The sequence below is a fragment of the Actinoplanes sp. NPDC021490 genome (assembly GCF_055562135.1).
Genome location: NZ_JBVHFW010000009.1, coordinates 23,435 through 43,132, shown reverse-complemented (window position 1 = coordinate 43,132; position 19,698 = coordinate 23,435). Strand labels below are relative to the sequence as shown.

The 19,698-nt window shown below is 72.4% G+C and carries 12 protein-coding genes; 2 read left to right on the top strand and 10 right to left on the bottom strand.

Annotated features, from left to right (window positions below; genetic code table 11):
* Positions 1-54 precede the first annotated feature (54 nt).
* From ACZ3I4_RS23470 to ACZ3I4_RS23460, 3 genes are read right to left on the bottom strand one after another with little or no spacing between them, the layout of a single operon-like run.
* A complete protein-coding gene (locus tag ACZ3I4_RS23470; RefSeq protein WP_465384136.1) occupies positions 55-1,713 on the bottom strand; it encodes a peptidase M16 family protein in 1,659 nt (552 codons plus the stop codon).
* On the bottom strand, positions 1,710-2,663 hold the full coding sequence (locus ACZ3I4_RS23465) for a hypothetical protein (protein ID WP_465384135.1): 954 nt from the start codon (positions 2,661-2,663) through the stop codon (positions 1,710-1,712). The genes ACZ3I4_RS23470 and ACZ3I4_RS23465 overlap by 4 nt, the downstream gene beginning before the upstream one ends.
* A gap of 44 nt (positions 2,664-2,707) precedes the next feature.
* Positions 2,708-5,509 carry a TIM-barrel domain-containing protein gene (locus tag ACZ3I4_RS23460; protein ID WP_465384134.1) on the bottom strand — a complete coding sequence of 934 codons (2,802 nt, stop codon included), beginning with the start codon at positions 5,507-5,509 and terminating at the stop codon, positions 2,708-2,710.
* 99 nt (positions 5,510-5,608) lie between these two features.
* On the opposite strand from ACZ3I4_RS23460, the gene ACZ3I4_RS23455 reads away from it, so the two are divergent.
* Positions 5,609-6,391: a hypothetical protein gene (locus ACZ3I4_RS23455; RefSeq protein WP_465384133.1), complete on the top strand. Its 783-nt coding sequence runs from the start codon at positions 5,609-5,611 to the stop codon at positions 6,389-6,391.
* 1,206 nt (positions 6,392-7,597) lie between these two features.
* On the opposite strand, the gene ACZ3I4_RS23450 is transcribed toward ACZ3I4_RS23455, so the two are convergent.
* A complete protein-coding gene (locus ACZ3I4_RS23450; protein WP_465384132.1) occupies positions 7,598-10,354 on the bottom strand; it encodes an FAD-binding and (Fe-S)-binding domain-containing protein in 2,757 nt (918 codons plus the stop codon).
* Between the two features lie 22 nt (positions 10,355-10,376).
* Between ACZ3I4_RS23450 and ACZ3I4_RS23445 the strand changes: the two genes are divergently transcribed.
* Positions 10,377-11,051 (top strand): GntR family transcriptional regulator, encoded by a 675-nt coding sequence (locus tag ACZ3I4_RS23445; RefSeq protein ID WP_465384418.1) that lies wholly within the window; start codon positions 10,377-10,379, stop codon positions 11,049-11,051.
* Between the two features lie 61 nt (positions 11,052-11,112).
* Here ACZ3I4_RS23445 and ACZ3I4_RS23440 read toward each other — a convergent pair whose 3' ends face one another.
* Genes ACZ3I4_RS23440 through ACZ3I4_RS23415 form a run of 6 tightly spaced genes read right to left on the bottom strand, consistent with a single transcriptional unit; the run spans position 11,113 to position 19,697 of the window.
* Entirely contained in the window at positions 11,113-13,062 is a 1,950-nt protein-coding gene (locus tag ACZ3I4_RS23440; protein ID WP_465384131.1) for a TOMM precursor leader peptide-binding protein, read from the bottom strand.
* Positions 13,063-13,076: 14 nt separating this feature from the next.
* A complete protein-coding gene (locus ACZ3I4_RS23435; RefSeq protein WP_465384130.1) occupies positions 13,077-13,835 on the bottom strand; it encodes an ABC transporter permease in 759 nt (252 codons plus the stop codon).
* A complete protein-coding gene (locus tag ACZ3I4_RS23430) occupies positions 13,832-14,779 on the bottom strand; it encodes an ABC transporter ATP-binding protein (protein ID WP_465384129.1) in 948 nt (315 codons plus the stop codon). Before ACZ3I4_RS23430 ends, ACZ3I4_RS23435 begins: the two co-directional genes overlap by 4 nt.
* Positions 14,776-15,957: a site-2 protease family protein gene (locus ACZ3I4_RS23425; RefSeq protein ID WP_465384128.1), complete on the bottom strand. Its 1,182-nt coding sequence runs from the start codon at positions 15,955-15,957 to the stop codon at positions 14,776-14,778. Before ACZ3I4_RS23425 ends, ACZ3I4_RS23430 begins: the two co-directional genes overlap by 4 nt.
* 1 nt (position 15,958) lies before the next feature.
* Entirely contained in the window at positions 15,959-16,981 is a 1,023-nt protein-coding gene (locus ACZ3I4_RS23420; RefSeq protein WP_465384127.1) for a thiopeptide-type bacteriocin biosynthesis protein, read from the bottom strand.
* A 1-nt stretch (position 16,982) separates the two neighbouring features.
* Entirely contained in the window at positions 16,983-19,697 is a 2,715-nt protein-coding gene (locus tag ACZ3I4_RS23415; RefSeq protein ID WP_465384126.1) for a lantibiotic dehydratase, read from the bottom strand.
* Position 19,698 lies beyond the last annotated feature (1 nt).

The following is a 19,698-nucleotide window of genomic DNA, read 5'->3' as shown; positions in this document are numbered from 1 at the left end:
CGAGTTCTACCGCCCGGGACCCGGTTCCACGCCTGTCCGGGCAAGTACTTAACGTCACAATCTAATTCGGTGGAGCTCGCGGACGGCCATGTAGACGAACAGGCCGCCGGCCAGCAGGCCACCGAGGGCGGCCTGTCGGCTCTCGCCGTCGCGGGAGTCACTCAGCACGTAGACCGTGGCCGCGAAGCAGCCCAGCGCCAGCAGCGCCCACAGCACGGCGATCAGCCGGTGACGGCGGCTCTGCGGGGAGGCTCGGGCGCGGCGGGGCTTCGGGATGGCCTCCGGGTCGCGGGCCGGCATGGGAATGCGCAGGTGGGGCGGGATGTGCGGGTCGAGGGCCCGGACGGCGTCGGCGCCCCGGCGATAGAGGGTCGGCTCGAGCGACACGGTGGTGGCGTCCAGCCCGACGAACAGGCGACGGCCGTCGGGCCAGGACAGGACGGCGGCGCAGGCGTCCAGCCGTACGGTGGCGGAAGCGGAACGCTCCACCACGGTGATGCCCTCCGGCCCGGCCAGGACAGTTTCCGGATGCCCGGCCAGCGCGCGATAGGAGGCCCCGGCCACCGGGGCGGGACCGGTCTCGGCGGCCGGATAGTCGCTGAGGGTGTACCCGCCGTGCGCGTGCGGGGGAGTCATCAGCAGGCCGGTCCGCTCGGCCGCCCGCCCGCAGGCCACGACGTCGGCCACGGTCACCGCGGCCAGCCCGTCCGCCAGCTCGGCGGTGGTGCGCAGCGGGCGACCGGTCAGCACCTCGCGGGCCAGCCAGGGCAGCCGGGCCACGTCGACGCCGGGGTGCCGCAGCGCCTCGAGCCGCCGGGCGACCACGCCGGTCACGTCCTCCGGTTCGATCCGCCCGGCCCGTACGGCCCGCAGCACCTGCGTGAACCCGCCCAGCACGGCGTCCTGCTTCTCGGGCAGCGCGTCGGCCAGCGCCGTGATCACCGCCTGCCCGTCGCCGCGGGGGCTGTAGTCCGTGCGTACGGTGTAGGACAGCCCGGTGTCGTGGCGCAGCTCGCGGTACATCACGCGTTCGAGCGCGCCGGTGAACACGGGAGCGGCGTCGCTCTCGGCCACCACGGCGTCCCAGGCCACCGCGTCGGCCGAACCGGGGTAGGACGCCGGCAGCACGGGCAGGACCGACGACGCCGGGGGCAAGGGTTCCCGTACGCCGGAAGGAAGTCGCAACCGCAGCCCGGCCGGCACGTCGCCGCCCGCCACCCACAGAACCGCGTTGTCCCGGGTGAAATAGCGGCCCGTCCAGTGCCGCACGTCGCCGGCGGTGATCGCGTGCAGGCCCCACTCGGGCATCCCGGGCAGGCCGAAGCCGCTCGCGCCGTGCCGCCACACCGCCAGCGAGCCCGCGACACCGGTGCCATGCCCGGCCGCCTCCGTACGCAGGATGCCCTTCTCCGCCTCGAGCCGGGACAGCGGCGGCGCGGCCAGCGAGTCGCACACGAGCGTCAGGAACCGGGCCACCTCGGGCTCGGTGCCCTGCACGTGGAACGACGTGAAGGCGGCGGCGGTGGAACCGTTGTGGTGGTAGTCGCCGTGACCGAGCGGGTGCAGGACGAGATGCTCGATCAGATGCGTGATGCCGCTGCGGGGCAGGGTCTCGTCGGCCTGCCCGACCCGGAACACCAGCCCGGCCCGCATCGGCCCGTCCCCGTCCCCGATCACCGCCGGGATCCCGTCGACCTCGGTGTGCCGGATCATCGCCAGGCGCCCGCCCGCTTGCGGTGCTTGCGGATCTGCCAGGCCGGCATGCCCAGATATTGCCAGGGCTGCTTGGTGCCGACGTTGCCGAGCAGGCCGAACAGATGCTGGGCGCCGCGGTTGTCGCCGAGCAGGCTGAACACCATCGCGAACGAGCTGGCCGCCCACTCCCAGCCGTACCAGCGCCGGAACTCCGGGCTCCAGACCGACCGGTGGGCGGCGTCATAGAGCTCCGCCCGTACGGGTTCCTGGCGCAGATGCCGGGTGATGGCCCCGGCCACCAGCAGCTCCTGCTTCGTGCCCGCGAACCCCTGTTCGATGTGCGCGTCGGCCACCAGCGCGGCCTGCGGGAACCCGGGCGGCGCGGCCAGCATCGCCTCGCGGGCGAACGCGTGCGCTTGCTCCCACGAGCCGCCCCACTTCGGGCACAGCTGCTGCACCATGGACTGCTGGGCCGGCAGGTGGTGCGGGTCGGCCAGCGCGCACCGGTCGTAGCGGCGGCGCACCTCGCTCTGGCCCACCTGCAGGCCGCGGCCGGAGAGCAGCAGCTCGTGCCACACGGCCGGGTCGCGCGGATTGACGGCCGACGCCTCGAGCAGCACGGCCTCGGCCCGGCGCAGCCACTCGTGGAACTTGGCGAACTGGCGGCGGGTGACCTGCTCGGCCGCGGCGTCGGTGCGGATCCGCCAGCCCGTGGTGATCAGGTGGGCTCCGAGCATCGCGCCCGCCGTCGTGTCGGCCGGGTCGAGGCTCAGCACCCCGGCCAGGAAATCCGGCTCCTCCTGCTCTTCGCCGCAGGTGTGGATGATGCCGCTGCGCAACCCGGGCGGGGTGGCGTCGAGCAGCCGGCGCACGGCCGGCCAGTCGTGCGCCTGCATCGCGGCCCGCGCCGGGGCGAACTCGGGGTAGGCCGCGCCGGGGTCGAGGAGAACTTCGGGCCCACCGGACACGACGGCAGCCTAATCGACTGCCGCGAATCCGGGGGCCCTCATCCTTACGACCTCCGGAACACCGGCATGGTGTCGAGCGTCGAGGTGACCTGCTGGGTCGTCCCGCCGCGGTAGACCCGGCCGGTGAAGTAGTCGGTCCACCTGCTGCCCGGCGGGAACCAGACCGTGGTGGTGGCGGTCGTGCCGGGCGTGGTGACCGGGGCGACCAGCAGGTCGGGGCCCAACAGATACTGCGAACCCGCGGTCGCGTACGCCTCCGGCTCCGACGGATAGGCCAGGTACATCGGGCGGGTGATCGGCGTGCCGGTGCGGGTCGCCTCCTGCGCCGCGCGATAGACGTACGGCTGCAGCTTGGCCCGCAGTTGCAGGAACTTCTTGGCCGAGGCGTTCGCGGCCGGGCCGTACTGCCACGGCAGACGGTCGCTGTGGTTGGAGTGCAGCCGGTCGATCGGCTGGAACGTTCCGAGCTGGACCCACCGGGCGTACAGGTCGTCGGGGAGCTGGGTGCTGCCGGGCTCGGCGCCGGGCCGGGTCGACAGGCCGCCGGTGTGTCCACCGATGTCATGGCTGATCGCGGCCAGCCCGGTCGCGGCCGACTCGCCCGGCGTGTAGCCGACCTGGAACTCCAGCGACTCCCAGGTCGACACCGTGTCACCGGTGAAATGCAGGGTGGTCCGCTTGTCGGCCCACGGCCCGGTCGGCACGGCGGTCGGGCTGCCGTAGCCGCCGGCCTGCAGCGACCCGTAGGCCCGGGAGAACGCGAAGCCGTCCCGCTGGGCGTACTGCTGGTTGATCCATGCGTCCGGTGTCACGCCTTCGAGCGAGGAGCGGGAGCTGTCGCAGCACCAGTCCAGCCACCAGAAGTCCGTGCCCTTGGGCGCCATCTCGGTGTGCAGCTGGAAGTAGGCGGCGAGCTGGTCGGGATCGCCGAAGTCGAACGTGTAGCAGTCGGCGCCGCTGTTGCAGCCGGTGCGCTGCAGCTTGCCCTTGGCCGTGGCCTGTGTGCGGGCGAACCGCGGGTCGGAGCCGAGGATGCTGGGGTGCACGTTCAGGCTGGTGTGCAGCCCCTCGGCCTTGATCCAGTCGAAGAACGCCTGGGGGTCGGGAATGCGAGCGGGGTCGAGCGACCAGCCGTTCCACTTGTCCGGCGCCTTGACATCGGTGTCCACGACCAGCACGTCCAGCGGCACCTTCTCGGCGCGGAACCGGGCCACGATCTGCTGGAACTCGGCGGCGGTGCGATCGAAGTACTCCGAATACCAGACCCCGTACGCCCACCGCGGGAGCAGCTTTGTCGGGCCGGTGAGTGTGGCTAGCTCGCGCAGGGCGCGCCGGTAGTCCTGGCCGTAGGCGAAGACGTATCCGTCCTGGCCCTTGCTCGTCCGGGGAGTGACCTTGCCGGTGCCGGGCTTGTCCTTGCCGTCTGCGGGCTTGTCCTTGCCCGCTCCGAGCTTGTCCTTGCCGGCCCCGGGCTTGTAGAGCGCGGAGGCGGAATCGTCGAGCAGCGTCCAGCCGTCCTGGTAGAGGAGGCCCGGCTCGGTCAGCGCCGCGCCGTTGACGCCGTCGAGCCCGCGCCGGTAGCCGCCGAGCGGGGCGTGCGGGGCCAGCAGCGGCGAGCCCGGGCGGGTCACGGCGACCGTGTCCACGTTGACATTGCAACTGTCGTCGGCCGGGCACCCGAGGACCACCGTGTTGGTGCCGGCCTCCAGGGCGACGGGCGTTTGCACCGTACGCCAGTAATCCCACCCGCTGGTCGGCGCGAGCGACACGGTCCGGCCGTTGACGGTCATCGTGCGGGTCCGGGCCGCTTGCGCGCCGGCCTTGCCGTTGGCGTAGCGAAGCTGCAGCCGATAGGTGCCGCGCGCGGGCACCCCGGTCACGGTGATGCTGCTCGACGCCCCGGAACGTTCCAGGCCGGCCAGGAAGCCGTCGCCGGAGTAGCCGTTGTGGTCGGCCGCGGACTTCGCCCCGCCGGTCAGGGTGCCCTCGTCGGCCTCGCACACCGAGCCGAAGGCGCACGGGCGGGGCGCGGGCGGCGCCGGAGCGGGATAGGCGGCGCCCGGCTCGACCAGGGCCAGGCTGTCGATGTTCACGTTGCCGGAGTCGGTGGCCGTCCGGACGACGCTGATCTCGTGCCGGCCCGCGGGCAGGTCGAGCGGCACGGTGGCCACGGCCCAGGTGTCCCAGTTCGCCGTGGGCGGGAGCGAGAGCGTACGGGTCGTGCCGTCGACCGCGACGGTCAGCGTCCGCGTGGTGTTCTGCCCGTCCCCGCCGGTGCTGTTGGCATAGCGGACGGCGAGGTCGAGCCGGCCGCCCGCCGTCGCCGTGAACGCCAGCGTGTCACCGGTGCCACCGAAACCGGCCGCGAACCCCTTGCCCGTGTATCCGATGTGGTCGGTCGCCACCCCCGGCCCACGCAGGTCGAGCGATTCGGCCTCGCACAGCTGCCCCGCCGCGCACTCCGGCGGGTAGTGCCCGGCCCACGGCGCCGCGGTGACCGTCTGGCGGCCGCTGCGCAGCTTGATGTCGAGGTTGCTCGCCGTGAACGGGCCCGAGTTCACCTTGTAGCGCAGCGTGAGCGCTCCGGTGTCGATGGTCAGCCAGCCCTTGTCCGTACGTTTGGTGAAGCGCACGGCCCCGAACTCGTCGCGCCCGATCACGTTGAACGTGGCGGCGTCGGTGAACCGGCCGTCCGGCGCGTACTCCGTGCGGATCAGCGTCGGCGACAGCACCTCGAAGCGGGCGTGGCCCGAGGTCACCTCGGTCGACGGCCGATGCGCCTGAGCGGGGGAGGGAAGCGTCACGACCAGGAGGGCGACCACCAGCGCGGGACTTTTCTTGGGCACTTGGACCTCACAGACCACGATGAACCTCAATCGTTTACAACGTTGTCATCGGCCGGAATCAAAGTCAACTTCCCGGCGGGTCCTACACTGCGGTCACTTATGGAGACGCTGCCTTACACCTCGACGTGGCCGGCCGAATGGACCGGGCATCGCCGCCCCCGCCGCCTGCTGTTCGGAGTTCTCTATCTCGGCGCGCTAGCCCTCTTGTCCGCGGCCGGTTCCGTCTGGCAGCTGCTCTACGACGACGCCGGGCAGGCAGTCTTCTTCGGCGCCGCCGCACTTTTCCTGGCCCACGTCGCCGCGCTGTGCTTGTTCGGTTACCGCGGCGCCCGGCGCCGTCCAGACACCACAGGCGTACGCCGTACGGCCGCGGGCTTGATCTTCCGCTACGCCGCCGGAGCCACCTACCTGGTCACCGCGACGCTGGCCATGACCGCCGCCGCGGCCGCCTTATACGCCGTGGCCGCCGCGTCCGCCGGCTCGTGGCTGACCGCGGCCCTGTTCACAATCCTCGCCCTGCCGATGTTGCTGTTCCTGCTCGTAATGCTGCGGCTCGTGCCGGGCGAGCTGGTGATCGGCCCCGACGGCGTGCACCACCGAGGGCTGACGTTCACGCACTTCGTGCCGTGGATCGCTGTCACCTCGGCCACCGCCTCCTGGGATCGCGGGCCCGGCATCACGATCGGCTTCATCGGATCGCCGGACACCCGCTCGCGCGACTACCTGGGGCGTTCGATGTCCGCCCCGGAAACCGTGAGTGGTCGCTGGTTGGCGGCGGATCCGTCGTTGGCGTTGGTCGCCCTGCGGCACTACATCGGCCACCCGGAACACCGGTGGGAGCTCACCACTGCGGCTGCCCTGGAGCGCATCGCCCGGGGCTGAAACCACCGGCCGGCTTGGGGCCGCAGGGCGGCTTGAGGCCGCCGGCTGGCTTGAGGCCGCAGGGCGGCTAGGCCATCGGCTGCCTTGGGGCCGCAGGGCGGCTTGAGGCGACCGGCTGTCTTGGGGCCGCAGGCCGGCTTGGGGCCACCGGCTGGCTTGGGGTCGCCAGGCGAGAGCCCTCCGCCGTGGGCGGTTGAGCGACTCCGGCAGGCGGCCGCTCCTCCCAATTCTGCCGATTGCGTGCAGCTCACGGACCGTCGCAGCCCCGCCCTCATGATCACCTCAGCCGTCTAACCCGCCCTCCCTGGGGGCCTCCAGCCAGCCCTGATTATGGCCGACGCCGCCGGTCTTCGAGAGTGCGCCTGTGGACAAGTCGCCATTGTGGACAACTCAAATGCCTACTTGAGCACGCCTAGGATGCTTCGACCGCGACAAGACTTTCAGGCTAGCCTCCTAGGATGCTTTAGGGGTTGTGACGCGGCGGGTTGGAACGCAGCCTCGAGCACAGCTCAACCAAGGCGGCGGCACGGCGATGCCGGTCGGGGGCTGCGCCGTGCGGTGCGGCGGTGGGGTTGGACCTTGAGGGCTGCGGGATACGGGATGCGGTGGCGCTGCGCGGTGCTGTGGTGGGGTTGGACCTTGGGGGCTGCAGGATGCGGGATGCGGTAGCGCCCTGCAGTGGGGTTGGACCTTGGGGCTGCCGGATGCGGTGGCGCTGCGCGGTGCGGTGGGCGGTGGGCCTGAGCGGTGAGCGGTGTGGAACTGGGCGGTGGCGCTGCGCGGTGCCGTGGGCTTGACCGGCGCGGCGGTGAGCGGTGTGGAGCTGGGCGGTGGCGCTGCGCGGTGGCGCTGCGCGGTGCCGTGGGCTTGACCGGCGCGGCGGTGAGCGGTGGCGCTTCGCCGTGGGGTGGGCGGTGGGCCTGAGCGGCTCGGCGGCGAGCGGCGTGGGGCTATGCGCTGAGGTGGTGCGGTGAGGTGATGCGGCCTGCGCGCCTGGCGCTGAGGCAAAGCACCATGGGCAGCGCGAGATTATGCGGATCAGGCTGCCAGATGGGACTGCTCAGCGAGATGGGCAAACCAATACCTCGCCCGGCCACGGTCGGCAAGAGCCGGCAGCCTCGCCACATCTGGTTCAGGCGTGGCTGAGGCGGCCGGCTACGGCCCGATGGGCGCGCGGCGGGCGGTAATCGGCCCGCCCGCCCTCTTTCAGCGGTCCAGCAACTGAGCCAGATGCATGGCCGGCCGATCGCGCAGGTCGGCCACTTGGGTCCGGCACGAGAAGCCGTCGGCCAGGACCAACGCGTCGGGGGAGGCGTCCAGGGCCGGCAGCAGTTGTTGTCCGGCTACGGCGACCGAGACCTCGTAGTGGCCGATTTCGACCCCGAAGTTGCCGGCCAGGCCGCAGCACCCGGACAGACGGCGGACCTGGGCGCCGGTGGCGGTGAGCAAGTCGGCGTCGGCCTTCCAGCCCAGGACGGCGTGGTGGTGGCAGTGGGGCTGCGCGACCACCTCGACGCCGGACAGGTCGGGTGGGGTCCAGCCGGGGGTTTCGGCCAGCAGTTCGGCCAGCGTGCGGACCGAAGCGGCGACCGTGGCGGCGTCGGGGGAGCCGGGGAGGAGTTCGTGGATGTCGGAGCGGAGGACGGCCGTGCAGGACGGTTCGATGCCGACGATGGGGACGCCGGCTCGGGCGTCGGCGGCGAGCGTTTCCACCGTACGGGCAAGGATCTTCTTGGCCGAGTCGAGCTGGCCGGTGGTGATCCAGGTGAGGCCGCAGCAGACCGAGCCGGACGGCAGGCGGGGGTCGTAGCCGGCGGCGCGCAGGACGCGGACGGTTGCTTCGGCGACTTCGGGGGAGAACGCGTCGGAGAACGAGTCGGCGAACAGGACGACGGGGGTGCCGCCGCTGGGCGTGGGTTTGAAGGTGCGGCGGAAGGGGCGGCGGGCGAAGGCGGGGACGGAGCGGCGTTTGTCGACGCCGGCGAGCCAGAGGGCCAGGCCGCGGACCAGGGGCAGGCGGGTGCCGAGGTTGGCCAGGCGCGGGGTCCAGCCGGCCAGGCGGGCCCAGAACGGCAGGCGGCCGAGCGTGTAGTGCGAACGTGGGCGCCGCTTGCCCTTGTAGGTCTGGTGCAGGACCTCGGACTTGTAGGTGGCCATGTCGATGCCGGTGGGGCAGTCGGAGGCGCAGCCCTTGCAGGACAGGCACAGGTCGAGCGAGTCGTGGACCGAGGGGTGTGACCACGGCAACTCGCCGCGGACGACTTCCTGGAGCACCCGGGCCCGGCCGCGGGTGGAGTCCTTTTCTTCGCGGGTGGCCAGATAGGACGGGCACATCACGCCGCCGGCCGCGGAGTTGTCGGCCCGGCATTTGCCGACGCCGGTGCAGCGGTGCACGGCCTGGGCCAGGTCGCCGCCGTCGTGCGGGTAGGCCAGGGCCAGCCCGGTGAGCGGGAAGGCGGCGGGGCGCACGTCGGCGTCGACCGGGTCGGGGTCGACCAGCACGCCGGGGTTGAGCAGGTTGCCGGGGTCGAACGCGTGTTTGATGCCGGCGAACAGCGCGATCGCGTCGGGTGAGTACATGTGCGGCAGCAGTTCGGAGCGGGCCCGGCCGTCGCCGTGTTCGCCGGAGAGGGAGCCGCCGAACTCGCCGACCAGTTTGGCCGCGTCGATCAGGAAGTCGCGCATCACCTTGGTGCCGCCGGGCTGGTCGAGCGGGAAGTCGAGCCGGACGTGCATGCAGCCGTCGCCGAAGTGGCCGAAAGGCGCCGAGCTCATCCCGTACGTGGCCACGAGCTCGTCGAACCGGGCCAGGTAGGCGCCGAGCCGCTCGGGTGGGACGGCCGCGTCCTCCCAGCCGGGCCAGGCGGGGCGGTCGGCGGGGGAGCGGCCGGCCAGTCCGGCGCCGTCCTCGCGGATGCGCCACAGCCGGGCCTGGGTGGCCGGGTCGGTGACGACCAGCGCGTCGTCGGCGATGCCGGCGGCGGCGAGTTTGCGGGCCCGCGATTCGACCTCGCCGGGGTCGTCGCCGGCCAGTTCGACGAAGAGCCAGGCGCCTCCGCGGGGGAGCGGGGGAACGGCGGCGGCGCCGCGGCGGGCGCGCAGCACGTCGAGCAGCCGGGAGTCGAGGCCTTCGCACGAGGTCGGGCCGTGGGCGACGACGGCGGGGGAGGCCTCACCGGCGGCGACGATGTTTTCGAAGCCGAGGACGACCACCACGCGTACGGGGGAATCGACGACCAGACGCACGGTGGCCTTGGTGATGACGCCGAGCGTGCCTTCGGAGCCGACGAAGGCCTGGGTGAGGTCGAAGCGTTCGGGCAGCAGGTGCTGCACCGCGTAGCCGGAGACCTGGCGGCCGAAGCGGTCGAACTCGGTGCGCGCGGTGGCCAGGTGCTTGCCGACAACCTGCTTGAGGTTGTCGACCACGGGACCCTGCGGCGCGGTCGTGTCGAGTTTGTCGCCGGCCGCCGTGAGGAGTTCGAGCGCGACCACGTTGTCGGAGGTGCGCCCGTACGCCAGGGAGCGCGACCCGCAGGCGTTGTTGCCGATCATGCCGCCGATGGTGCAGCGCGGCCAGGTCGAGGGGTCGGGCCCGAACCGTACGCCGTGGGGGGCGGCCGCTTTCTGCAGGACCGCGTGCACGGTGCCCGGCTCGACCACCGCCGTACGGGCGCCGGGGTCGATCTCGAGCACCCGGTTGAGGTGGCGGGAGAAGTCGAGCACGATGCCCCGGCCGACCGCGTTGCCCGCCACCGACGTGCCGGCGCCGCGTGACGTGAACGGCGTGCCGGTTTCGCGGGCGACGGCCAGCGCCGCAGCCACCTCGTCGACGTGCCGGGGACGCACCACGGCCAGCGGCGGAATCCGGTAGAGCGAGGCGTCGGACGCATACATGCCCAGCGTACCGGCGTCGGACCGCACCTCGAGCCCGGCCTTTTCGAGCGCACCCACCACGTCGTTCATGGGTAACATGTTACTCGTGCCGATGCTGAGCCTCCCGTCCGAGGCCCCTTCCCTGGCCGACGCCGTCGCTCAGGCCGTCCGGGACGGGGTCGCCTCCGGTGAGCTGCGGCCCGATCAGACCTATTCGGTCTATCAGCTGGCCGACCTGCTCGGCGTCTCGCGCAGCCCGGTCCGCGAGGGCCTGCTGCGGCTGGCCGAGGCGGGCCTGGTCGAGATCCGGCGCAATCGCGGCTTCCGGGTGCTGCCTCCGCGCGCCCACGACATCGAGGAGATCGTCGAGATCCGCCTGGCCCTGGAACCCGCCGCGGCCTTCAAAGCCGCCCATTCCGGTACGGAGGAGGAGCACGCGGCCCTCCGGCAGGCGCTCGCCGAGATGGCGTCGGCGGCCGCGCGCGACGACGAGGCCGCGTTCTGGCCGGCCGACCGCGCGCTGCACGACCTGCTGCTGCGCACGGCGGGCAACAACCGCTCGGCCGCCATCGTCGCCCAGTTGCGGTCCACGACGGCCCTGCTCGGCCCGCCCACCACCGCGAGCGGCCGCACCCTCGCCGAGATCCTGGCCGAGCACGAGCCGGTGGTGACCGCGGTCCTGCGGCGCGACGGTCCAGCCGCCGAGGCCGCGATGCGGTCCCACCTGGAGGCGACCGGCCGGCTGCTGACGGCCCGGCTAACCTGCTTGGGCCGGTCCGGCAAGTAACGCAGGCCGTCGGGAACAGGGCCGGCTCACCGCACGTATCCGGTGAGCCGGCCCAGGTCCGCTACGGGAAGGGGTGCGGAACCCGGCGGATCTCCTCCTCGCTCAGGGGGGTGGTGCGGCCCTCGAAGCCGCGGAAGGCGGTGCGCAGGCGGGGCATCTGCAGGGCCCGCTGACGGTTCCAGCCGAAGTCGATCGGGAGCAGGCCCGGGGCCACCGCGCACACCGTGTGGATGCCCATGCGGCGCTGCTCGGGGGTGGTCTGGTCGACGATGATGACGTCGATGCCGGCGTCGGCCAGCTGGTCCACGCAGGTGGTCAGGTCGGTGCGCAGGTCGCGGCCGAGGGCGGGGGAACGGCCGTGCCCGTACGCCTCGCCGACCGTCAGGACCTCGACCGGGTTCTCGTACGACCGGGCGTGGTGGCGCATTTCCGGCAGCCCGAACAGCCGGGGGTGGTCGTCGAGCTTGCCGACCAGGTTGTAGTCGGCCGCCATGGCTTCCAGGGACTCCCGGCGTTCGCGTACCTGGCGGGGCAGGTGCGGGGTGTAGCAGAGCACCTCGGACAGGGCCGCCTCGATGGCCGCCTCCGGGTCGAGGCTCGCGCCCCCGGCGAAGCACAGCGCGCCCAGGTCGCCGTCGCGGCGGACGGCCAGCGCGGTGATGGCCGGGATGCTCAGGTCGATCCGGCTGTCGAACACGTGGGCGTCGTAGCCGAGCAGGCCCAGCCGGTCGACCATCGACCGGATCTCGGGGCGGGTCGAGGAGGCCAGGTCGATCTCCACGGTGGGCGCGTTGCCGTACCAGTTGAGCAGGAAGGAGTCGCGTTCGACGAGTTCCAGCACGGCGTGCAGGGCGGCTTCTTCGACGCACCCGCCGGAGGCGCAGCCGTTGGAGCATTCGAAGACGAAGTTGTCGTTCTCCAGGTACGAGCCGTAGTAGACGAGCCGGCGCGGCACCAGGACCGGCTCCTCACGGCCCAGCGAATAGCCCCACACCCACGGGATCGGCCGGTCGGGGTCGAACGGGTCGATCTCGGGGTCGCTCGCGTAGGCCGCGTCCGTGTAGTGGCCGAGCGCGAGCGGGTGCATGGCCCGGTCGGCGACGTCGCTGTACGCCTTGAGGATGGCCGCCTCGGGCCGCCGCGGGTGGATGCCGGCGTACCGTTCCAGGCCCTCCAGGAAGGCCAGCCGTTTGCTCGTGCCGAACGAGTTGGCCTGCCCGCTCCAGGTGATGTCGCTGAGCCCGGCGTGGCTGCGGACGAAGACGCTGCCGGCCATCGGGGCGTTGGTCGGGGACGTGACGTCGAGCCAGGTGCCGGGGCCCAGCGCGCCCGAGGCCGGGTTGGCCAGCGCGCCGGTGGGGATGGGGAAGTCGGCCGCGGCCGCCACCCGGAAGTCGGTCGGTGACTTCTTGGCCCGCGGCTCGAACGTGAGCACCGCGGCGTCGCGTGACGGCTCGGCCGGCGGCGAGCAGACCAGGCAGCGCGGCTCCGGGAGCAGGGGATAGGTGGCGTGTTCGAGGGTGCCCAGTTGCAGCAGGGTGACCTGGGGCAGTTCGAGGTCGGCCGGGGTGTGCCAGTCGCTCGGGCTCAGGGCCGCGGCCGAGGGCGGGCGCAGCAGCGTCTGCTGCACCAGCGCCCAGACCACGTCGACGAGCAGGTCGGGCAGGGTGGGCCAGGCGCCGATCGGCATGATGGTCGCCGGGCCCTCCAGGGCCTCGCGCTCCGAGCGGTTGCGCAGGCGCTGCCACCGGCTGCCCAGGCACTGCCCGCAGACGGTGTCCCGGCCGCCCCACGGGCCGATCAGAATGCTGCTCCCCCCGACGTGGACCCGGGCCCGGGAGCGGGCGGCGGCCCGCTCGCCGGGGTCGAGGATGTTTTCGCTGCCGAGCGCGGAGACCTCGATGATGCCGGAGTGGCCGGCGGCCCGCAGCCGGTCGGCCAGGCCTTCCTGGAGGGCGAGACGGGCCCGCTCGTACGGCGCCGTGACGCCGGGCGACAGTGTGACGGTCATGGGAAACCCTCGCCTCAGGAGTTGTTGCTCCAGCGGAAGTAGCGCAGAGCCACCCCGCTGAAGAGGACGGTGACGCCGGCGAAGACCGCGACGGGCAGGATCCAGCCGGCCGCCGGCATGGACTCGCCGCGCAGCCCGGCCGAGATGCCGTCGTTCATGTAGCGCAGCGGCAGGACGTTGGACACCGCCCGCAGCCAGTCGGGCATCATCGCCAGCGGCAGGAATGCGCCGGACAGGAACGCCATCGGCACCATGACCGCGTTGGCCACCGCGGCGACGGCCTCGGCGGTGTCGGCGAACGTGCCGATGACCGCGCCGATCGCCATGAACGCGACGGTGCCGAGGACCAGGAACGGCAGCGCGGCGGGCCAGCTCGACGCGAGCGCCAGGTTGAACGGCGGCAGCAGGGCCACCAGCACGAACAGCAGCGCCTGGGCCAGCGCGATGACGATGGTCAGCACCACCCGGGCCGCCATCACCGCGGGCAGCGAGGCCGGGGTCATCCGGATCAGGCGCAGCAGGTCGCTGGCCCGCCAGTTCATCAGCGTGAAGGCCACCCCGAAGACGCTGGCGCTGGCGACACCCCAGGAGAGCACGCCGGGCGCCACGAAGTCGATGTAGTGGAACGGCGTGCCCTCGACGGGCTGGCCGCTGAAGATGAGCCCGAACACGACCAGGAACAGCAGCGGGAACGCGAACGTGAAGAAGACGGTCGTCTTGTCGCGCAGGGCGACCTTGCGGTTGGCCCGCAGGAGGGCGGCGTACGGGGTCATCGGTTCTGCTCCTTGGCGATGAGGTCGAGGTACGCGTCCTCGAGTGTGGCGGCGCGGGTCTCCACATCGGTCAGGCTGATCAGCCGGCCGGCCGCGTTGAGGGTTACGGCCAGCGAGTGGGTGGTGAGGACCAGCCGGTCGCCGTCGGACTGCACCGAGCCGACGCCGTCGAGGCCCTTCGCCTCGGCCTCGCTGAGCCGGCCGGCCGGGATGACCAGGCGGTCCGGGGCGATCGACCGGGCCAGGGCGGTCGGGGTGTCCAGGGCGATGATCCGGCCGTCGACGATGATGCCGACGCGGTCGCACAGGATCTGCGCCTCGTCGAGGTGGTGGGTGGTGTAGACGATCGTGCGGCCGCTGCGCTTGAGCTCGCGCAGGACGTCCCAGAGCTCGCGGCGGGCCTGCGGGTCCAGGGCCGCCGTGGGCTCGTCGAGGAAGATCAGGTCGGGTCCGTGGGCGAGGGCGGCGGCGATGGCGAGCCGCTGACGCTGCCCGCCGGACAGCTTGGTCACCCGGATGTCGGCCGACTCGGTGAGGCCGACCAGTTCCAGGGCCTCGGTGGCGTCGCCCTGGCCGTAGAGCGCGACGACCGTCTCGAGGTGTTCGCGGGCGGTCAGGCCCGGGAAGAACGCGGCCGACTGGGTCTGCACGCCGAGCCGGGTCAGCAGCTTCGGGTTGCGGGGCGTGGGCGACATGCCGAGCACGGAGATCCGGCCGGCGTCGGCGTCGCGCAGGCCCTCCATCAGCTCGAGCAGGGTGGACTTGCCGGCGCCGTTCGGGCCGAGCAGCCCGAAGAACTCGCCGCTGTGGATCTGCAGGCTCACCCCGGCCACGGCGTGCTTGGCGCCGTAGCGCTTCTCGACCCCGGTCACCTCGACGGCGACGGGCGGCTGCGCTTCGAGCCCGACGGGCGACGACCCGGGGTGCGCGTTCGCGATTGTCATGCGGTGCCTCCGCGGCTGTACTGGACGAATTTGGCGGCGAGCACACCGCCGAGGAACAGGGCGAGCGACATGTCGGCGATCAGGACGGCGCCGTCCCCGGCCAGCGATCGGACCAGGTTGTGCACGGCGACGGCGCCGCCGAGCACGAGCGCCAGCAGCAGGGCCGGGGCGCCGATCCCGTACAAGCCGAAGATCCACCGCAGCCGGCGCGGGTAGCCGGGCGCCCGGCGGCGCAACGTCGCGAGGAGGAACTCGCGGCTCTCGTCGGCCAGCCGGATCATGCCCAGCGACGATGACAGCACCCGGTAGCCGTCCATCGGCGGCACCGGCAGCAGGCAGATCAGGATTTGCGCGAGCCCGGCCACCACGATCGCGGCCAGGACGCTGCGGGCCGCCTCGCCCAGCGGCGCGAACAGCCAGACCGCGGCGACCGGGCCGAACATCAGCAGGTTCACCCCGACGCCGGCCACCGCCACCGCCACCTGCCGGGCCCGGCTGGGCAGGAACAGCAGGTCGTCGACCTTGCAGTAGGCCAGCACCACCCCGAACCGCCAGAACACGCCGATCTCGCTGACCGTCCCGCCGCAGCGCCGCGCCACGACGGCGTGCGCGAGTTCGTGGACGACGACGGCCACCCACAGTGCCGCCAGCACCGCGAAGACGAGCGGCGGACGTTCGAAGATGGCCCAGGCGTCCCGGAACAGCGCCGCCCCGGACACCGCCGCCACACAGGCCGCGACGGCCAGCGTGAGCAGCGGGATCCACACGGCCCGGCGCAGCAGGAAGCCGAACCGGTCGGCGAACGCGCCGGGGCCGGCCAGCGCCAGCGAGCCGAAGAACACGTTTCCCGTACGCCGGCGGCGCGGCACGGTCCCGGCGGGCCCGGCGGGCGCGCCGATCAGGCCCCGGGCGTACAGCAGGCCGAGCAGTTGCTGCCACGCCGCGGCGTCCAGGCCCCGGCCGAACTGCTGCTCGTACTCGTCGCCGAGGGCCCGCAGGCTGCGGGCCCCGTCGAGGCGCGAGATGAGGAACGATTCCTTCGGTCCGACCTCGTACGACTTGTTGCCGGTGGGCTCGCGCACCAGGTGCACCTCGCGGACCCCGCGCGTGTAGGCGCGGCTGACCCGCACCGCCGGCCCGACCGCGGGGCGACTGTCCAGCAGGGCGTCGGCCGTCATCTCAGCCCACCTCCACGGGCTCGTCGGCCAGGCAGCGGGACAGCACGTGCGACAGGTAGCCCTCGTCGGTGACGGTGACCCCGATGCGGTTGTTCGTCATGTGCAGGTACGACGACAGCAGCCGCGGCATCGCCTGCTCGGGATCGGTGACGACGGCGGTCTCGGTGCCGTCGAAGTTGCTGAACTCGAGCCGGCCCGCGACCGTCAGGGCCCGGGCCCGGGAGGCCAGCTCGACGCAGTGGTCGGCCCAGGCGGCGTACATGTCCGGCAGCAGGTCGTGGCGGCCGGTGGCGATCGCGTGCCGGATCGTGGCGAACTGCGGGCCGAGCCGGGGCGCGACCTCCGCCCGCCGGGCCTCGTACTTGTCCTCGTCGATGAACTCGGTGACGCTGAACGTGCGGCTCCAGTAGTCCGAGTACGCCTGCAGATAGCGGGCGAGCCCGTCGGTGTCGGCGATGAACGCGGCCGACATGATCATCATCAGCTGGGCGCCGCTGCCCAGCAGCACCGGCCGCATGTGGTAGTTCAGCGACCGGCCGGCCTCGATGGCCAGCTCGCTCGAGTAGCGGAAGTGCCACTCGCCCAGCTCCATGCCGGCCACCCCGCCGTAGCGGCTGTACTCGGGCTCGTACGGCTGATAGGCGTACGTGTTGTTGCCCCGGATCCGCATGTTGCCGGTCCCGTCGAGATACGGGTCGCGGGTGTCGCCGGGGAACTCGACGTCCAGCATCGTGTTGTAGATGCCGCTGAGGACCGAGCCGTCGAACTCGTAGAGGGCCGGCCGGCGGCGCAGGAACCCCTCGATCGCCGCCTCCGTGCGCCGCTTCACCTCGTCGGCGGCCTCGGGCGAGGCGGGCTTGAGCCGCAGCCGGACGTGCGGGCCCTCCAGCCAGTAGTTGATGAAGAACCAGTTCTCGATGAGCCCCTCGTCGGACAGCTCGCGCACCAGCGGGCGGACGCACTGCACCAGGACCGGTGTCGAGTTGGCGGCGTAGTAGATGTGGACTGCGACCCAGTCGGCCATGTCAGGCGCCTTCCTCGTAGCGGGAGATCGTCTCGACGGCCAGTTCGGCGAGGTGGGCGCCGCGCTCGGACCGCACGTGGGTGTGCTGCTCGTCGGGCAGCATCTCGGTGAAGGTGAGCTCGGCGTCCGGCGTGAGCATGCCGTCGAGCAGGAACAGCGAGAGCTGGCTGTCGAAGTCGACGTACTGCGGCTTGCCGGGCCGGCCCCGCTCGGTGTCGCGGGCCACCTTGACGAAGGCCCGGGCGGGCAGGCCGTGCTGCCGCCGCCAGCGCTGCCAGCCCAGGAACCAGTCGGTCGCGGCGACCGTGCCGTAGCGGGGCAACCCGCCCGCCGTGACCTGCCAGGAGCGCCGGCTGAGCACGACCGGGCCGAAGCGGATCCGCGGGCGCACGACCACCCCGTCGACGGCCGGCGGCTCGGCGACACCGGTCCACAGGTTGAGGCGGGCCATCGAGGTCGGCGCCAGCAGCAGCAGGGTGCGGGCGGTCTCGGGCAGCGCGATCGGCACCAGATAGCCCAGATAGACCGGGATGACCTCGCGGTCCAGCCGCCGCGAGCGCAGGGTCAGCCGGTTCTGCCCGCCGTCGTGGCGCAGGTAGAGGTCGTCGAACGTGAGCTGCGCGCCGCCCGGCACCGAGCCGCGCTCCCCGGGGCAGACGATCTGATAGTCGAGCATCCGCGGGTGCAGGTTGAGGTTGGTCGTGACAGCGCCGCCGGTCAGCTCGGCGAACACCGCGCCCTCGGGCTGGGAACGCCGGGCCTCGTCCCGGATGGCCGCGGCCAGATCCCCGGAGGCGGCGTCCGAGCCGTAGCAGTGGGCGAACCGGCTGAACGGGAACGCGAAACCGCCGTACACCTGGTTGAGCACGACCAGCGGGTCGTCGGCGGTGTTGGCCAGCTGGAAGAAGAAGCTGTGCAGGGCCGGAGCCGGGTCGACCCCGTCCAGCGGGCCGGCGACGGCGTCGATGAAGTCGCGGTCGAGCACGATGTCGGCCGTGGGCCGGTCCACGTCGTACCGGGAACGCATCTGCTCGATGACGGCGAGCCGGGCGTCGTCGACCCGCCGGACGCCGTCGAGGTTGAGCCAGTTGTCCTCGCGGAGATAGTCGCCGTTCTCGTCGACGTGCACGCGCCGCTCGCCGGACATCTGGTACTGGTCGAACAGGTCCTCGTGGAAGTCGTGGATGAAGCCCGCCAGGTCGTGGCACTCGCCGCCGGGGCCGTACCGCGCGGCGAAGAAGCCGGTGAGGGTCAGGCGCTGCAGCACGGTGATGTCGAAGGCGGGCAGGACCCGTTCGAGGTCCATGAGCGGCTCGCGCAGCAGCCCCTCCCACCCGGCCCGGTCGAGCCCCGGGGCCGGGCCGTCCGCGCTGACGTCCTCGTACACGATGGTCTGGGGCAGGGTGGCCCCGTCGTGGCCGAGCGTCGTCTGGATGGCCTCCAGATCGGTGCGCAGCCGCTGCAACAGCCCGCGCCGCTCGGCCGACGAGGCCTGCGGGTACGCCGCGACGCAGGCCATCGGCCCGTCGAGAGCATGGGCGACCGCGGTGGCCCACGGCCGGTCGAACGCCCACAGGTGCTCGCGCAGCGTCCGCAGGGGATTGTGGCTGTGCACGTCGATCTGCATGAACGGCGCCGAGATGATGCCCAGCCGCAGCAACGCCTCGAGATAGCGGGTGGCGTCGGCGGCCGAGCTCGACGTCTCCGCGGCCAGCCAGTCCACGATCGCGCCGAAGCGCAGGCCGGGCCGGTCCCGCAGGAACACCACCAGACGCTCGAGGGCGCCGGTGCGCTGCAGGAAGTACAGGCTCGTGGTGGCGGCGTCGAAGGTGGTCGCGACCGAGTCGTCCCCGGCCGTCACCCACCGCCGCACGTAGCGGACGCGGTTCTCGTCGAGCACCAGGTCGGTGGCCAGCGCGACCGGCACGTCGGCCAGACGCCCCGGATCCGAGGTGATCATCGTGGTCAGCCGGTTGACGACCACGACGCTGATCCGGGTGTTGCTGCGCCAGTCGCCCACCTCGAGCGGCTCGTGCACGCCGGCGCCGTCCTCGGTGAAGGCGGACCGGGCGATTCCGGTGAGGGTGCTGAACGGGCTGGGTTTGCCGGCCGCCCGATAGATGTAGGAGAGCAGTGAGCGGACCGTACGCCGTTCCTTCTTCGTCGGCACCGCCCGGCCCGCGATGAACGCGTCGAGGCCGTGCTCGAGCAGCGGCGACGCCATCAGCAGGCCCTGACGCAGCGTCTCGTCGCCGGACACCCGCCGCAGCTCGGCGATCGCCCGTTCCCAGTCGGCGGCGACGATCGACTCGCCCGCGGCATGGTGCCCGTTCCACTCGCTCTGCGAGGCCAGCCAGCGCCCGTACGCCACCCCGGCGTCCTCGTCGAGTCCGCGGATGAACGCGACCGCGGCGTCCGGGTCCCCGGGCACCCGCCCCTTGAACAGCTGTCGCCGCATCGCGAGCAGCCGCTGCCGGTTGTCGTGGTCGTCGTTGCCGCCGATCAACCGGTGCAGGGCCGCGCTGGCGTCCTCACGCAGCTCGCCGGTCAGGGCCTCGGCCGCCAGCAGCGCGTCCGCCCAGTCCCGGCTGGCCTTCGCCCGCAGACGTTCGGTGGTCTCGATCGGCAGCCCGGTGACCCGCAGCATCGCCAGGTCCCGCAGTTCCCAGTGCATCCGCCGGCTCGTCGCAGCGGGATTGATCTCGACAAGAGTCATC

Excerpts from the sequence above, each read along its gene's own strand:
- ACZ3I4_RS23470 (WP_465384136.1), bottom strand. The coding sequence starts at position 1,713 with ATGATCCGGCACACCGAGGTCGACGGGATCCCGGCGGTGATCGGGGAC.
- ACZ3I4_RS23455 (WP_465384133.1), top strand. The coding sequence starts at position 5,609 with ATGGAGACGCTGCCTTACACCTCGACGTGGCCGGCCGAATGGACCGGG.
- ACZ3I4_RS23450 (WP_465384132.1), bottom strand. The coding sequence starts at position 10,354 with ATGAACGACGTGGTGGGTGCGCTCGAAAAGGCCGGGCTCGAGGTGCGG.
- ACZ3I4_RS23445 (WP_465384418.1), top strand. The coding sequence starts at position 10,377 with ATGCTGAGCCTCCCGTCCGAGGCCCCTTCCCTGGCCGACGCCGTCGCT.
- ACZ3I4_RS23440 (WP_465384131.1), bottom strand. The coding sequence starts at position 13,062 with ATGACCGTCACACTGTCGCCCGGCGTCACGGCGCCGTACGAGCGGGCC.
- ACZ3I4_RS23435 (WP_465384130.1), bottom strand. The coding sequence starts at position 13,835 with ATGACCCCGTACGCCGCCCTCCTGCGGGCCAACCGCAAGGTCGCCCTG.
- ACZ3I4_RS23430 (WP_465384129.1), bottom strand. The coding sequence starts at position 14,779 with ATGACAATCGCGAACGCGCACCCCGGGTCGTCGCCCGTCGGGCTCGAA.
- ACZ3I4_RS23425 (WP_465384128.1), bottom strand. The coding sequence starts at position 15,957 with ATGACGGCCGACGCCCTGCTGGACAGTCGCCCCGCGGTCGGGCCGGCG.
- ACZ3I4_RS23420 (WP_465384127.1), bottom strand. The coding sequence starts at position 16,981 with ATGGCCGACTGGGTCGCAGTCCACATCTACTACGCCGCCAACTCGACA.
- ACZ3I4_RS23415 (WP_465384126.1), bottom strand. The coding sequence starts at position 19,697 with ATGACTCTTGTCGAGATCAATCCCGCTGCGACGAGCCGGCGGATGCAC.